The sequence below is a fragment of the Burkholderia sp. 9779_493 genome, assembly GCF_015712215.1.
Classification (GTDB): Bacteria; Pseudomonadota; Gammaproteobacteria; order Burkholderiales; family Burkholderiaceae; genus Burkholderia; species Burkholderia cenocepacia.
Genome location: NZ_JACCQA010000005.1, coordinates 120616 through 135382, shown reverse-complemented (window position 1 = coordinate 135382; position 14767 = coordinate 120616). Strand labels below are relative to the sequence as shown.

The 14767-nt window shown below is 66.3% G+C and carries 10 protein-coding genes; 7 read left to right on the top strand and 3 right to left on the bottom strand.

Annotation, left to right across the window (positions count from 1 at the left end; all coding sequences use genetic code 11):
• Window positions 1-312: 312 nt before the first annotated feature.
• Together H0X95_RS06785 and wecB are read right to left on the bottom strand one after the other, a co-directional pair.
• A complete protein-coding gene (locus H0X95_RS06785) occupies window positions 313-1323 on the bottom strand; it encodes a zinc-binding dehydrogenase (protein ID WP_230878159.1) in 1011 nt (336 codons plus the stop codon).
• Between the two features lie 299 nt (window positions 1324-1622).
• The gene (gene wecB, locus H0X95_RS06780; protein ID WP_196445973.1) at window positions 1623-2840 is read right to left on the bottom strand and encodes a non-hydrolyzing UDP-N-acetylglucosamine 2-epimerase; all 1218 of its coding nucleotides are present in this window, start codon (window positions 2838-2840) and stop codon (window positions 1623-1625) included.
• A gap of 1178 nt (window positions 2841-4018) precedes the next feature.
• On the opposite strand from wecB, the gene H0X95_RS06775 reads away from it, so the two are divergent.
• From H0X95_RS06775 to glmS, 7 genes are all read left to right on the top strand, one after another.
• Window positions 4019-5581, top strand: a complete 1563-nt coding sequence (locus H0X95_RS06775) for a glycosyltransferase family 2 protein (RefSeq protein ID WP_058901331.1) — start codon at window positions 4019-4021, stop codon at window positions 5579-5581.
• A 3-nt stretch (window positions 5582-5584) separates the two neighbouring features.
• Window positions 5585-6580, top strand: coding sequence for a polymer-forming cytoskeletal protein (locus tag H0X95_RS06770; protein ID WP_062884618.1), 996 nt, complete (start codon window positions 5585-5587; stop codon window positions 6578-6580).
• Between the two features lie 10 nt (window positions 6581-6590).
• Window positions 6591-7604 (top strand): YaiO family outer membrane beta-barrel protein, encoded by a 1014-nt coding sequence (locus tag H0X95_RS06765; protein ID WP_006490613.1) that lies wholly within the window; start codon window positions 6591-6593, stop codon window positions 7602-7604.
• Between the two features lie 13 nt (window positions 7605-7617).
• Entirely contained in the window at window positions 7618-8388 is a 771-nt protein-coding gene (locus H0X95_RS06760) for a hypothetical protein (RefSeq protein ID WP_048989024.1), read from the top strand.
• Window positions 8389-8721: 333 nt separating this feature from the next.
• Complete coding sequence (locus tag H0X95_RS06755; protein ID WP_059721271.1) at window positions 8722-10860, top strand: polysaccharide deacetylase family protein; 2139 nt, start codon at window positions 8722-8724, stop codon at window positions 10858-10860.
• A gap of 92 nt (window positions 10861-10952) precedes the next feature.
• Window positions 10953-12041: a hypothetical protein gene (locus tag H0X95_RS06750; RefSeq protein WP_196445972.1), complete on the top strand. Its 1089-nt coding sequence runs from the start codon at window positions 10953-10955 to the stop codon at window positions 12039-12041.
• Between the two features lie 49 nt (window positions 12042-12090).
• Window positions 12091-13908, top strand: a complete 1818-nt coding sequence (gene glmS, locus H0X95_RS06745) for a glutamine--fructose-6-phosphate transaminase (isomerizing) (RefSeq protein WP_006490513.1) — start codon at window positions 12091-12093, stop codon at window positions 13906-13908.
• A 296-nt stretch (window positions 13909-14204) separates the two neighbouring features.
• Here the strand turns inward: glmS and H0X95_RS06740 are convergent, their stop codons facing one another.
• Window positions 14205-14765, bottom strand: coding sequence for a hemerythrin domain-containing protein (locus H0X95_RS06740; RefSeq protein ID WP_006492112.1), 561 nt, complete (start codon window positions 14763-14765; stop codon window positions 14205-14207).
• Between the last annotated feature and the right edge of the window lie 2 nt (window positions 14766-14767).

The following is a 14767-nucleotide window of genomic DNA, read 5'->3' as shown; positions in this document are numbered from 1 at the left end:
CGAGTGGGGATTCGAACGGCGCGGCGCACATTCCGAACGACCAGGCAGGCGTGGCGCCGTTTCGTCGACCGTGTCGCGTGCAGGCACGGCCGGGCGGATGCTGCGAACGATGCCGTCGGCCGGTTGCCCGCGCAACCTTTCGACGCCATTCCGGCCAGCCGCTCGTCCGCATGAATCGCCGTCCGCATTATCGAGCCATTTCGGATTTGATGTCGGATCGGCGCGGTTCGAGCGTTTCAGGCAAACGGCACGGGAATTCGGCCGGAAACGGCATGCGTCGCCGGCCGATCGCGCCACGCGCCGACCGCTCCTTCAGTCGACCAGCACCACCGGCTTGCCCGAGAACCGCCGCTCCCGCAGCCCTTCCAGTTGCGCCGGCAACTTCCCGAAGTCGCCGGTGACGCGTGCTTCGGGTTGCATCCGGCCGTTCGCGATACCGGCGAGCAGCATGCTGCCCGCCGCGGTCGTCTCGAGCCACGCCGCATCGTCGCCATAGGTGTGCAACGCATTCAGCGCGACTTCATGAAGCGACGCGCTCGACGTGAACGGCGGTAGCGGCGGCGTGTCGAAGCGCCCCTGGATGCACACGATATGCCCGTTCGCGGCCACGGCAGGTGCCCAGCAGGCCGCATGCCGCGCATCGACGCTGTCAAACACCGCATAGAAACGCCGGGCCAGTTCGGGCATCGCGCCGATCGTTGCATCGACGGGACCCGGCAGGCAATGGCTTGCCCCGCGCTCGCGCAGGCGCTCCCAATGTCGTTCGTGGCTCGATACCGACACCACGAACCCGCGAGCGGCGGCGATCTGCACCAGGTAGTTGCCGACCGCGCCGCCTGCACCGCTCACGAGGATTTCCCTCGCCGCGCGGCACGGCACCTTCTCGAGCGCCTGCCATGCGGTCAGCGCCGGGCACGGAACGCTCGCCGCCGTTTCGAAATCGAGCGTGTCGGGCACCGTCAGCAGCACGCCGGCCGCAACCGGTGTGTATTCCGCGAAACTCCCGTGCTCGCCGAGCGCCTGATGATAGGCGACGCGGCGACCCAGCAGGTGGCGCATCGCGTCGTCCGCGGCCGCGACCACCGTGCCCGCGCCATCGACGCCGGGCACATGGCCGGGGCGCCAGTTCACGAGCGCGCCGCCGAGCACTTTCCAGTCGACCGGATTGAGGCCGATCGCGTGATTGCGGACCAGCACCTGGCCGGGTTTCAGTCCCGGCATTTCCCGTTGTTCGAGACGCAACTGCGCGGGATGCCCGCTGCCTTGCCAGGTCCACGCGCGATAGCGGGCCGGCAACGAGGCTTGATGAGTGGATTGAGTCATGGGGGAATGGCAGGGTGTGACACACGACGGGCGCTCGGCGATCGCGTGCAAGTGCAAGGAGCCCGCATCGGATTTCGTCGCGTCGATGCGATTTCCGGAAGATGCGGGTGGGATATCCGCTGAAGTATCCGTGCGCGGCGCCGTTTCGCGAAAGAGGCTTCCCGCGAAAACACTTTTGAATGCATCGGGAAAATGGGTTCCGGGTCGCGCACAGGCAAGCATCCGGCCGACCTCGCGGCCGGACCGGATGCTTGACGCCTGCGTCGAACGCGCCGGAAGGCGCTACCGCGCGCCCTTCCTCACGGCGACCGCAATGCCTGCAATCCGAGCGTGAGCGCGTTGAACGGCATTTCCGCAGCGCCCATCGAGAAACTCGTCGTCTTCGTCGGCACGCCGGGCGTGCGCATCAGCGCGTGAACGATCCGCTCGCTCGCATGGCCGTCACCGTACGGATTGCTCGCGCGCGACATTTCCTCGTAAGCGCTCTCGCTGTCGAACAGACGCGACGCCTCCCATACGATCCTGTCCTGATCGGTGCCGACGAGCCGCGCGGTGCCGGCCTGAATCGCCTCGGGCCGCTCGGTCGTCTCGCGCGTGACCAGCACCGGCTTGCCGAGCGCCGGCCCTTCTTCCTGAATGCCGCCCGAATCCGTGATGATGAAATAGGCGCGCGACATCAGGAAGACGAACGAAAGATATTCCTGCGGCTCGATCAGGTAGATATTGGGGACGTCGCCGAGCCGCGCGCGCGCCGGTTCCCTCACGTTCGGATTCAGGTGCAGTGGATAGACGAACTGCGCATCGCGATAGCGGTTCGCCAGCGTGCACAGGGCGTCGCAGAAATGCCGGAACGGTTCGCCGAAACTTTCGCGGCGATGGCCGGTGATCAGCACGACGCGTCGCGACGGTTCGAGAAACGGGAAGTACGCGGCGACCTTGTCCGACAGCGCGGTGGTGCGATCCAGCATGCGCTTGACCTCGTGCAACGCGTCGATCACGGTATTGCCGGTCAGCGAGACCGCGCCGCCCGGCACGCCTTCGCTCAGCAGGTTGTCGCGCGCCTGCCCGGTCGGGGCGAAATGCCAGGACGACACCGCATCGGTCACGCGGCGATTCAGTTCCTCCGGCCACGGCGACCAGATGTCGCCGCTGCGCAAGCCGGCCTCCACGTGCCCGACCGGCAGATAGCGATAGAACGCCGCGAGGCTGACCGCGAGCGTGGTCGTCGTATCGCCGTGCACCAGCACGACGTCCGGCCGCAGTTCGTCGAAGACCATGCCGATCGCCTGGAGAATGCCGGTCGTCACGTCGGTCAGCGTCTGGCTTTGCCGCATCAGGTTGAGATCGTAGTCGGGCTTGATGTCGAACAGCGTCAGCACCTGGTCGAGCATTTCGCGATGCTGCGCGGTCACGCATACGCGGGCGTCGACATCCGCTTGCGCCTTCAATGCGCGCACCAGCGGCGCCATCTTGATGGCCTCCGGCCGGGTCCCGAACACAAGCAAGATCTTCTTCATCGTTGTCCTCGTTTAGCCACTGCGCGCCTGGCGATCCTGCACGTGGCGCGAAGCATGTATTCGGGCGGCGCATCGCGTACTCGCACGCGCTCGACACGCGGCGATGCTGCGGGGCGAGCGCGCCACCTCGTCCGCGCGGTCCGGGCCGCGCGAATCGTCGTACTACCGGCGTCCCGTTGCACTGGATCGATCACGTCATGAGCGGTTCCTCGCTGTGTCGAGCATTACGTCCTCCCACTACAGCAATATTCAAACCAGCGGGCCCGCATCCCGGCCCGCTTCGCTCAGCGGCCGTCGCGTGCGGACGGCGTGTTGCGGAATGTTTCACAACTGCTACGGGCGCTCGCCTCGCCGGATCGACACGACAACGATAAACAGCCGGACGCTCAACCGATCCGTCTGACGACGTCGTCCGACGAATCGTGCACGCATGTCGAACCACCGAGACGCAGCGAATCTGCGGCATCTTTCGACGCGCGTTGCGTCATCTCGATTCGCCACTTTCGTCTGTGCACTGTGCGGCGCGCACGCGAGCGTCGGCCACCTACGCACGCGCAGGATTTCTCCGACACGCGACGGCGCTTGCGTCACACGAATCGGTGCGCGGGAAATGTTGCGTATGTGTAACGCGGCCAAAAACCGGAAAATACATCGGAGTCCGGTCTATTTGTCTCACATGAAACCGGCGTCGGTTTCGATCACCACACCAACGCGCGTGCGACGAATGAAGCGCGACGATCAGTCATGCAAGCTTCACCCGGCAAGGCGCCACCGATGGATGCGAAGCCCCCCGCCGTGCGAGGTGCTCTACGCACGCAACCGACCGTATGGGGTCGAATGCGACGCGTGCACACTGATTCGTCAGTGAATCAAAACCCGCCGCCCGCGCGACTTCCGCATTCGCTTCCTTCGCGTCGATCCTTGCTGCGCGCGGCATCCCGACAGATGGCTCACGCCTTGCTTAATGTCAGACAGGTGCGTCCCGAAGCACTCGCACGGCAGCAGACAGACGGGGACGCCAAAGCAACGAAGCCGGGAGGCGACGCGACGCGTTCGTCCGGGGCGACCGACAATCGCCCGCCACGACCCACGCGCCACGGCTTCCCATTGACGTCCGCGCGATCCACGGAGCGCCTTCAGCTCTCATCGGTCGTCGTCGCGGGCACGGGGACCAGGACATGAAGAAAACGCGGGCGGCGTCACTCTGCGAACAAGGCATCCTGCTGCTGATCGTGCTTGCCTGCTCGCTGATCGTCCGCGACACCGCATCGCAGGCGATCGCCGAACCGGTCCGGTTCGGCGTGCCCGCCGTCAACGCCGCCAACGCGGCAAACACCGGGCTCGCAATGGAACGCACCGCGCTCGACAGCGTGACGTTCTCGCTCGCCGCACCGGCCTCGCCCGATCCGGATGCGTCGCTCGAACCGCCGCCGGCCGGCACGCCGAGCATCACGTTCGATCCCGAGCTGCTGCTGATGCCGTGCGTGGCGTACCTGTGGCTGTTCACGCTGTTGACGTGCGGGTATGCCGCGCGGCACTACCTGTTCAGCCTCGACCGCCTGTTCAAGCCGCAGCACGCGCCCTACCGCGCGATGACCCACGGCGATTGGCCGCGGCTCACGGTCTTCGTCGCCGCCCACAACGAGGAAACCGTCATCGTCGATTGCCTGATGGCGCTGCTGGCCACGACCTACCCGCGCGACCGGCTGACGATCATCCCGGTCAACGACCGCTCGACCGACAACACGCGCGTGCTGATCGACGAAGTCCGCGCACTCGCGCCCGAACTGATCCAGCCGTTTCATCGCGAGACCGGCAAGCCGGGCAAGGCAGCCGCGCTGAAGGATGCGCTGCGCTTCATCCGCGGCGACATCATGGTGGTATTCGACGCCGACTACCTGCCGCGGCCGGGGTTGCTGAAGGAACTCGTCGCGCCGTTCTTCGATCCGGAAGTCGGCGCGGTGATGGGCCGCGTCGTGCCGCAGAACGCGGACAGCAACCTGCTCGCGCGGCTGCTCGATCTCGAGCGCGCGGGCGGCTACCAGGTCAACCAGCAAGCCCGCAACAATCTCGACCTGGTGCCGCAGTACGGCGGCACGGTCGGCGGCATCCGCAAGGGTGCGCTCGACGCCGTGGGCGGCTGGTGCGACGACACGCTCGCCGAAGATACCGACATGACCTACCGCCTGCTGCTGAGCGACTGGCGCACGGTCTATCTGAACCACGCCGAATGCTATGAGGAAGTACCGGAGCGCTGGGCCGTCCGCGCCCGGCAACTGACGCGCTGGGCGAAGGGGCACAACCAGACGATGTTGCGCTACCTGTTGCCGGTGCTGCGCAATCCGCTGATCTCGCGGCGCTGCCGGCTCGACGGCGCCCTGCTGCTCGGCGTGTTCACGATGCCCGCGCTGCTCGCGATCGCGTGGAGCGCCGCGCTCGCGCTCTACCTGTTCAACGGCGTCAATTCGACCGCGCTCGGCCTGCTCCTGTCGCTGTTCGCGCTGTTCTCGTTCAGCACCTTCGGCAACTTCGGCGTGTTCTTCGAGATCGTCGTCGCCGCGCGGCTCGACGGCCGCGCGACGCGCCTGCGGCTCGTACCGGTCAACGTCGTCGGCTTTTGCGTGACGATTGCGGCGGTCGTCGCCGCGCTATGGGGGCTCGCGCTCGACGCCGCGTTCCGCCGCGAACTGAAATGGGACAAGACCGAGCGTTTTCGCCGGCAATTGAAACCGGAGCGATGAGCGATGACGACCTTCAATGTGATGGTGCCGGTGGCCGGCGTGCTCACCCTGCCGTTCCTGCCGATGCTGCACGAACTGATCCGGCGCAGCGACGTCGCAGCATTGCCGATCGGCGACGGGCCATTCGTCGATCAGGCGCTGCTGGCCGCGCGCTGGCACGACGCGCTGCGCGCGCACGCGGCCGGCACGCCGTCGGCGGATGCGGCCGCCACACCGCCGTGGCAAGCGCTCGGCCTGGCCGTGCAGCATGCGGACGCGATCCACGTCGCACGGGACACACATCGCGACGACGTGCTTTACGCCGATCGCACGATCACGCTCGACGACGGCGCGCGGGCCGCGTACGCGTTCGCCGACGAGCGCATCGACATTCGTGCCGGCGCGACGATCGGCACGCTCGCGCATGCACCGCTGATCGACGTCGACGGCGCGGTACTGCGCGGCGTCGTGGTCGGCGACACGGTGCATCTGCACGGCGCCGGCGGCTTCGCGTGCCTGTATGGCGAGCCGCTCGTGTTCGGCGCGGCGCCCGGCGCGCGGCCCGCGGACCCGCAGGCCGCCCCGCGCCGCGCGATCTCGCTGACCCGCCACTTCGCGTCGCTGCCGCATCGCTTCCTGCACGGCCGTTACCTGGTGCCGTGCGACGTCCGCCTGCCCGCGCACACGGTCGTGCAAGGCAACCTGATCGTCGAAGGCACGCTCGTACTCGGCGAAGGCTGCGTGCTGCGCGGCAGCGTCAAGGCGCATCGCGTCGAGCTCGAACGCCACGCGTTGCTGCATGGCGCGGTATTCGCGCGCGACGATGTGTTGCTCGCCCACGCGAGCTGCATCGACGGCGTCGTGTCGGCCGGCGGCCTGCTGCGGCTGACGGGGGCGCGCATCGGCGTCGCCGGTCATCCGGTCAGCGCGTGCGCGCGCGACGTCTCGGTCGTCAATCATGCCTGCGTGCATGGCGATCTCGTCGCGTGGCGCAGCGGCTGGTTCCACACATCCCGTTAAGGAGCGCCTCATGTCCGATCGCCCCAGCCATCGCGGCCCGCGCGTGCCGGTTGCCACCCTCGCGATGCTGTGCGGCGTCGCCTTCGGCGCGCCCGCGGCGCTGGCGGAGCAGCCGGACGATGCCGCCGCCGTGCCCGCCGTGCAGCCCCCGGACCCCGCGACCGTCATCACGCCACGGATGCGCGACGAATCGATGTTCGTGCGCGTGGACGCCGAAGGCCTGCCGGACGGCGTGCCGCTCGCCGAGTTCACGCCCGAGGATACGAACCGGCCACCGCTGCCCGACGCCATCGTCACACATGCGCAGGCGCCGCAGGAATCGCACACCGAACTGTCGCTCGGCTATTCGAGCGCGCACCTGACGCACGGCTATGGCGACTGGTACGGCGTGCATCTGCGCGGCGTCTATCAGGACGGCGTGCGCACCGTGCTCGGCGAACTGGCGCAATTGCACCGCTTCGGCGAGAACACGCAGCTCGGCGCGCTGACCTACGTGCAGAACCTCGGGCCCGACTGGTTCGGTGGAATCGGCTTTTCCGGCACCACGTCGGGCACGATCCTGCCGAGCGCGCGCGTCGACCTGTCGCTCAACCGCAAGCTATTGTCCGATCGTTCGCTGGTCGTGTCGCTGGGCGCCGGCTACGCATGGAACCGCAGCGGCCACCGCGATCAGCTCTATCACGCCGGCGTGATCTGGTATGCATTGCCGAAGTGGATTTTCGAGGCGGGCGCGAACTATACGGTCGATTCACCGGGCTCGGTCAAGGCACCTGCGTACTACGGCGCCGTCACCTACGGCGAAGTCGGCAAGAGCGTGATCGTGCTGCGCGGCGGGTTCGGCCGCGAAGCGTATCAGGTCACCGGGTCCGGCTCGCAGATCGCGGATTTCCGCAGCCACGAGATCACCGCGAAATGGCGCTACTGGTTCACGCGCAAGTGGGGCACGCAACTCGAATTCGACTATTACCACAACCCGTACTACTCACGGATCGGCGGCGAGCTCAGCGTGTTCTATCGCTGGTGAGCGGGCGGACGCCATGCCCACGCATCCCGTCCGTCCTCCCGTCGACCGTTCGCTGCGCACCCACGCGTACCCGCAGCGCTGGCTGTCGTCGATCGCGCTGCTGACACCCGCGCTGTACGCGTCGCTGTGGTTCGGACTGCCGCTGGCGTGGCGCTACTGGCGCGCGGTCATGGCATGGGGCGCGCAGCAGATCGATCCGGCGCTGCACGTGATCGTGCTCGGTTATCCACCCGACGCGCCACGCGTGCCGCTGCTGTCGATCGACGTCGCGGCCCGCCTGCCGGGCGGCACGCTGCTGCTGGCCACCGCCGCGCTGTGCGCGATCGGCTTCGCCGCCTCGTTCGTCCGTCGGACACGCTGGCTGCCTGTTGCATATCTGTTACGTATCGCGAGCTTCACCCAGCTGCTGATTTGCGCGTACTTCTGGCTCGCGCCCGACACGTTCCCGTATGTGCCGCCACTGCATCTGCGCGACATGTTCGTGCTGCACGGCGCGGCGATCGCGCTGATCCCGCTGGTGATGGCCGCGCTGTACTACCCGCTCGATTTCTCGCTGCTGCAAAAGGCCGTCGCATCGCTGCTGGTGCTCGGCTACTTCGTGTTCGCGCTGCCGTTCGTGATGCTGCTGCACGCGACGATCATCCATCACGGCTCGCTGCTGTTCTTGCCGTTCTGCTATTTCCTGCTCGGCGGGCCGCTGCTGATCGGCCTGCTGGTCACGCTCTATACCTACTGCGCAAGCTGGCCCGGCGCACTGACGCGCGATCGCGATTCCGTCTGCTGATAGCGCGTTCGAACGCGCCGTATCAGCGATGAAACGATTCCGCCGTGTTTCCGGACGCACCGCCCGGCCCGCATCGCAAGAAGCCAGCAGTACCGGGCCTCCTGCGCCAATGGCACGTTGTTCGCTTCTTCCAATGCGTCGCATCGAGTCCTCTCATCGGCGAAGACAGCATGGCACACCGGCGCATTCGCGCGTTCCGGCCGCTGTCGGCACGCACCGCTCGATACCCGACGAACCGGACAGCCGCACACGTCTACGGGGCTGGATTGGTCGACCTGGCGGCACGCGCATCACGGCTGCCGCACGCCCCATTCCTTGAGCGAGGAGCACACCATGTTGGCAAAGTCAGGCAAGTTCTTGCGGATCCTGTTCGCGCTGTTCGCGCTCGCGTTCGCATTCGGTCCGGGCGGCGTTCGGGCGGCCACCAACCAGCTTCTCCTGTTGGTGCCCGATACGCTGACACTGCCCGATTCGCGCGTGTCCGCCTGGCTCGACAGCGCGCAGGAGGAAGGGCTGCAGATCAAGGTGATGACCGACAGCCAGTTCATGGCGGCCGGCGCGTCGCTGTCGCAGTATCCGGGCCTGATCCTGCCCGATCAGGTGCATACGACGGCCGACGACACGCTCGTGACCGCGATTCAGAACTACGCACTGAACGGCGGCAAGGTGATGCTCGTCTACGATTTCGGCGTGCTGAATTCGGCCGGCTTCTACGTCAGCCCGAAATCGCGCTTCAGCAGCATGGCCGGTGTGGACTACGTGCTGTATGACCAATACGGCGGCAACATGATCGGCCTCGGCAACGTGACCGGCATGAGCAGCTGGCTGCGCACGCTCCAGGTGCCGCCCGGCAAGTCGATGGCGTGGACCACGACGTCGTCGACCACCACGACCGCGACGGCGCTCGCATCGCCCAGCACCGCCGGCACGTCGACGAGTTCGACGTCGGGCAGCACGCTGTTTCTGGCCGCCAGCCCGTCGAATCCGGGCGGCCTCGCCAATTACAACCACGGGGCCTGGTTCCAGTACGCGACGCCGCCTACGGGCAGCGGCGTGCTGAGCCAGACGCCGCCGAAGCTGACCGGCACCGTGACCGGCAAGCTGAAGAAGACCACGACGTATACCGCCAACTCGCTCCTGAGCACGTCGACCGGCAAGACGGCCAACACGCTCGCGTCGACGCTGGCCACCACCACCGACACGCTCGAAGGCATCTCCGGCTACGTGTACGGCTTCCTCACCTATCCGAGTTTCGTCACGCAGGGCACGTACACCGGCACGACGATCCTGACCTCGCCGACCTTCGGCCTCGTGTCCGGCTACAACACGTACGGCAACGGCGGCGTGCTGTTCGTCAACCTGCCGCTCGCCTACCTCGACGGCCAGACCGACGGCATGCTGATTCACGGCTACCTGCATTATTTCGGCACGCAGATGCTGAACCTGCCGTCGCTGTCGCCGCTGCCGAAGGCGATGGCCGGCCTCGTGTTCAACTGGCACTTCTGCGCGGGCGACCAGATCCAGCCGGCACTGCAATTGAAGAGCCTCGGCGTGTGGAACAACGGGCCGTTCTCGCTCGTGATCACTGCGGGCCCCGATGAAGCGGCCTTCGGCGACGGCAACGGCATCAACCTCGCGAACAACCCGACCGCGCAGAATCTCCTCAGGTATTTCGTGACCAAGGGCCATCGCGTCGGCAGCCACGGCGGCTGGATTCACGATTACTGGGGGGCGAATGCGAGCGAAACGAACGCAAGTACGTTCACGCAGTACCTCGTGATGAACCACCAGGCCGTCCAGGCCGCGACCGGTCAGCCGGACGTCGAGTACGCGGCACCGGAAGGCAATACCCCGACCTGGTCGGTCAACTGGCTCGAAAGCAATGGCTTCAATGGCTACTACTTCACCGGCCACACCGGCTCGGCACCGACCCGCGCCTACCGCAACGGCGCGTTGCTGAACCCGGGCCTGTGGGCTTACCCCGTGATGCCGTTCGGCAAGTACGCGACGTTCGAGGAGTTCCAGCAATACGCGGTGCCGACTGCCGACGTGAACAACTGGTACGCGTCGCTGATGAACTTCGTCGTCGCGAACCGCACGAGCCGGCTGATCTATGCGCACCCGCTCGGCGCATCGTCCTACACGTCGACGCTGTCCGCGATCTTCTCGCAAGCCAATACGCTGAAACTGACGGGTCAGTTCAAGTGGTACACGATGACCGACATCACGACCTTCGATCGTGCACGCCTGAACGTCACATGGTCGGCCACCGACACGGGCAGCGGCTGGGCGTTCGCCGCCAGCCATCCGACCAGCCTCGCGAACATGACGTGGCTGCTGCCGAAGAAGGGATTCGCACTGCCGATCATCACGCAAGGCTTCGGCAGCGTCGTCATCACCGACTCGACGTACTGGCTCGTGACCGCGAACAGCGGCACCAGTCTCAAGTTCACCAGCGCCAAGGTGCACTGAGTTACGACATCGACACCCCCGTCGGCGCGCGACGCGGCCAACGCCGCGCCCGGCGGGATTTGCGCAGGACCATCGCGCAGGAGCCCCCCATCATGAACCGGCCCGCGCTTTTCCCGGCCGCACGCGCACGCGTGGCGGCCACCGCCCGGCTATGCCGCCTGTGGCGCGTCGCCTGCTGTGTCGCCGCGTGCGGCATCGCGCTGCAGGCGAGCGCCGCGGAACTTCAGCTCAACGGACTCTATCAACGCCCCGACGGGGCGATCACCGTGCGCCTGAACGGCGCCGGCATCGATCCTTATTTCGCGGCGAAGGCACTGCTCGGCGCCGAGGATGCCGGGCTCGACGCACATCGGGCCGCGCTCGCATGGATCGCGTGGCTGCTGCCGCGCCAGCGTCCGGACGGCGGTTTCGATCGCTACTGCGTGAAGAGCGGCCAGTACAGCTCATGCGCCGAAGCCGACGCCGACGATGCGATGATGGCGACCTGGATCGAACTGCTCGCCCGCTTCGCGCCGCCCGAGGGCCTGCCCGCCGCATGGGAACTCAGCCTCGATCGCGCGGCCGCGCATCTGGACGCGCTGCTCAGCAAGCCCGCAGGCGTCTATCAGATCTCGTCGACGCTGCACGTCGCGCTGCTGATGGACAACGTCGAGGTGCACAGCGCGTTCCAGGCGCTCGCCGCGTATTACGTCCGGCATGCCGACGCTGCCCGCGCCGGCCCGTGGACTCAGCGCGCCGACCGGCTCGCGTCCGCGATCCTGAAGGTGTTCTGGCGCGGCACACAGTCCGGCTTTCGCGCGAGCACGCAGCGCATCAGCGACACGACGTTCTATCCGGCGAAAGTCGCGCAGGTCTTTCCGCTCCTGTCCGGCATTCAGGTTCCCCAACAATCGAACGAGACGATCTACGCGCAGTGGATGCAGAAGTACGGCAAGACCTGGCTGCAACTCGCCGGCTCCGACTATCCGTGGGGCTTGATCGCACTCGTCGCATTCAAGATGAACGACTGGAACACGGTCGCGTGCTGGCATGCGCGATCGGGCCCGTACCGGCACGGCGCACACTGGAACGTACTGGAGGAGGCGCTTTACCTGGCATTCGAAAGCCGGATGGCCGACCCGGTCGCGCCCGCTCAATGCGGCTTCACGACGGCGGCGACAACGGAGACCGCGTCACGCTGATCCACGCGTGCGCACGGTCCGGGGCAATCTACAGGGAAGGAGACGTGTCATGTGTGGCATCGTCGGCGCGGTCGCGCAACGGGATATCGTCCCGATTCTGATCGAAGGTTTGCGCCGCCTTGAATATCGCGGCTACGATTCATGCGGAGTGGCGACGGTCGTCAACGGCCAGGCACGCCGCGAGCGCAGCATGTCGCGCGTCGCCGATCTCGACGCGCACGTGCGCAGCGCCGGCCTGACCGGCAGCACCGGCATCGCGCACACGCGCTGGGCAACCCACGGCGCGCCGGCAACCTGCAACGCGCATCCGATCTTTTCGCGCGACGAGATCGCGCTGGTGCACAACGGCATCATCGAGAATCACGAAACGTTGCGCAAGCAACTAGCCGACGAACACTACGAGTTCGACGGCCAGACCGACACCGAGGTGGTCGCGCACCTGATCCACAGCAAGTATCGCGGCGACCTGCTCGCCGCCGTACGCGACGCGACCTCGCAGCTGCACGGCGCGTATGCGATCGCGGTGTTCAGCAAGCACGAGCCGCAACGGCTGATCGGCGCACGCGCCGGCTCGCCGCTCGTCGTCGGCGTGAAGGACGGCGAATGCTATCTCGCGTCGGATGCGCTCGCGCTCGCCGGCATCACCGACCGCTTCATCTTTCTCGAGGAAGGCGACATCGTCGAGCTGACGCCGGGCGGCGTGCGGGTGCTCGATCGCAGCGGCGCACCGATCGAACGCGCGATACAGACCGTCTCGTCCGCGCAGGGCGTGGTCGAACTCGGGCCATACCGGCATTTCATGCAGAAGGAAATCTTCGAGCAGCCACAGGCCGTGGCCGCGACCATTCCCGATGCCGGGCTGTTCGACCCGGCCGTATTCGGCCCGGACGCCGCGCGCGCGTTCGAGCAGATCGACAACGTGCTGATCCTCGCGTGCGGCACGAGCCATTACTCGGGCCTGACTGCACGCCGCTGGCTCGAGACGATCGCGCGCATCCCCGCGCAGGTCGAGATTGCGAGCGAATACCGTTACAGCGACGCGCTCGCGATGCCGAATACGCTGGTGGTCAGCGTGTCGCAATCCGGCGAGACCGCCGACACGCTCGCCGCGCTCAAGTACGCGCAGGCGCTCGGTCACATCGACACGCTGGCGATCTGCAACGTGCCGACCAGCGCGATGATGCGCCAGACCGGCCTGCGCTTCCTGACGCGCGCCGGCCCTGAAATCGGCGTCGCGTCGACCAAGGCGTTCACGACGCAGCTCGTCGCGCTGTTCATTCTCGCCGTCACGCTCGGACGGCTGCGCGGCTACGTCGACGACGCGCAGCTCGCGCGTTATACGACGCAATTGCGGCGCCTGCCTGGCGCGCTCGAGGACGTGCTCGGGCTGGAGCCGCAGATCGAGCGCTGGGCGGCGGAATTCTCGCAGCACGAAAACGCGCTCTTTCTCGGGCGCGGGCTGCACTACCCGATCGCGCTCGAAGGCGCGCTGAAGCTGAAGGAGATTTCATATATCCACGCGGAAGCGTATCCGGCGGGCGAGTTGAAACACGGGCCGCTCGCGCTCGTCACGCATACGATGCCGGTTGCCACGATCGCGCCGAACGATGCGCTGCTCGAAAAGCTCAAGTCGAACATGCAGGAAGTGCGGGCGCGCGGCGGGCAGCTTTACGTGTTCGCGGATGCCGATACGCGGATCGACAACGGCGAAGGCGTGTCGGTATTGCGGATGCCGGATTATTACGGGCTGCTGTCGCCGATTCTGCACGTCGTGCCGTTGCAGTTGCTCGCGTATCACGCGGCGTGCTTGCGCGGCGCGGATATCGACAAGCCGAGGAATCTGGCGAAATCGGTGACGGTGGAGTGATTCGTTTGCGCAATCCGGCGCGAAGCCGCGAAGATCACAAACTGGCCCGCCCTACACGATTCGAACGTGTAACCCACGGGTTAGAAGAACGCACGGCGTCACACTGATCGAGATGGATCGACCTCGCCTTGCGAGTTGGCATCGAAACCGGCAGCGGCTTCAGGGTCCGTCGACTGGCACCGAACGCAGGAATCCTCGCTGCGGGTTCAGCCTATCTGCAGCGACATCCCGCACCGCGTACGCTTCAGACATTGCCCGTGCCCGCGCGACACGGCACGGGTCCTTTTCGCTGGCAACTACTGAAATATCCGGGTCATCGGCCAAGTCCGGTCGCCCGCGTCTTTCGGTAGTCGGGCCTCCAGCTGCGCCTTTCGTTCGGCGAGCTTGAGTCCAAGTCCGACAAGGTCGAGTCCCGATGAGCGCAGTTCGGGAAAGAGCTCCGTCTCCTCTTCCTTGATGTGATGCCGGACGTTTTCCATCAGCACCGCGAAAGTGGCATCAAACCCTTCCATACCAGGCTTGAGGGTTTCGAATTTCTCGATGAGCGTCTTCACGAGAAAGTGCTCGACGTAGGCTTTGTCGACATCCTTTTGGGGGCCGCCGGACAGCGCATCGTGCGCAGCGGGGTAAAGAATCTGTTCCTCAATCATCGCGTGGACGGTCAATTTTTCGCAGGCGCGCCTAACGAGCGCGTGCTTGGCATCGAGGTCCTCGTCGGCGGTTTTTTCAAAGATCGTGAACAGCTTTTCGACCGCACGATGGTCAGACTCAAGTAGCGCGATAGCGCCGGTCGCTGACGGAGTGTCAGCTTCATCGCGGTCATGCTTGTGGCGCTGCGTCTCGTTCGTGTTCGCCATGG

Excerpts from the sequence above, each read along its gene's own strand:
- wecB (WP_196445973.1), bottom strand. The coding sequence starts at position 2,840 with ATGAAGAAGATCTTGCTTGTGTTCGGGACCCGGCCGGAGGCCATCAAG.
- H0X95_RS06785 (WP_230878159.1), bottom strand. The coding sequence starts at position 1,323 with ATGACTCAATCCACTCATCAAGCCTCGTTGCCGGCCCGCTATCGCGCG.
- H0X95_RS06755 (WP_059721271.1), top strand. The coding sequence starts at position 8,722 with ATGTTGGCAAAGTCAGGCAAGTTCTTGCGGATCCTGTTCGCGCTGTTC.
- H0X95_RS06765 (WP_006490613.1), top strand. The coding sequence starts at position 6,591 with ATGTCCGATCGCCCCAGCCATCGCGGCCCGCGCGTGCCGGTTGCCACC.
- H0X95_RS06740 (WP_006492112.1), bottom strand. The coding sequence starts at position 14,765 with ATGGCGAACACGAACGAGACGCAGCGCCACAAGCATGACCGCGATGAA.
- H0X95_RS06760 (WP_048989024.1), top strand. The coding sequence starts at position 7,618 with ATGCCCACGCATCCCGTCCGTCCTCCCGTCGACCGTTCGCTGCGCACC.
- H0X95_RS06770 (WP_062884618.1), top strand. The coding sequence starts at position 5,585 with ATGACGACCTTCAATGTGATGGTGCCGGTGGCCGGCGTGCTCACCCTG.
- H0X95_RS06775 (WP_058901331.1), top strand. The coding sequence starts at position 4,019 with ATGAAGAAAACGCGGGCGGCGTCACTCTGCGAACAAGGCATCCTGCTG.
- glmS (WP_006490513.1), top strand. The coding sequence starts at position 12,091 with ATGTGTGGCATCGTCGGCGCGGTCGCGCAACGGGATATCGTCCCGATT.
- H0X95_RS06750 (WP_196445972.1), top strand. The coding sequence starts at position 10,953 with ATGAACCGGCCCGCGCTTTTCCCGGCCGCACGCGCACGCGTGGCGGCC.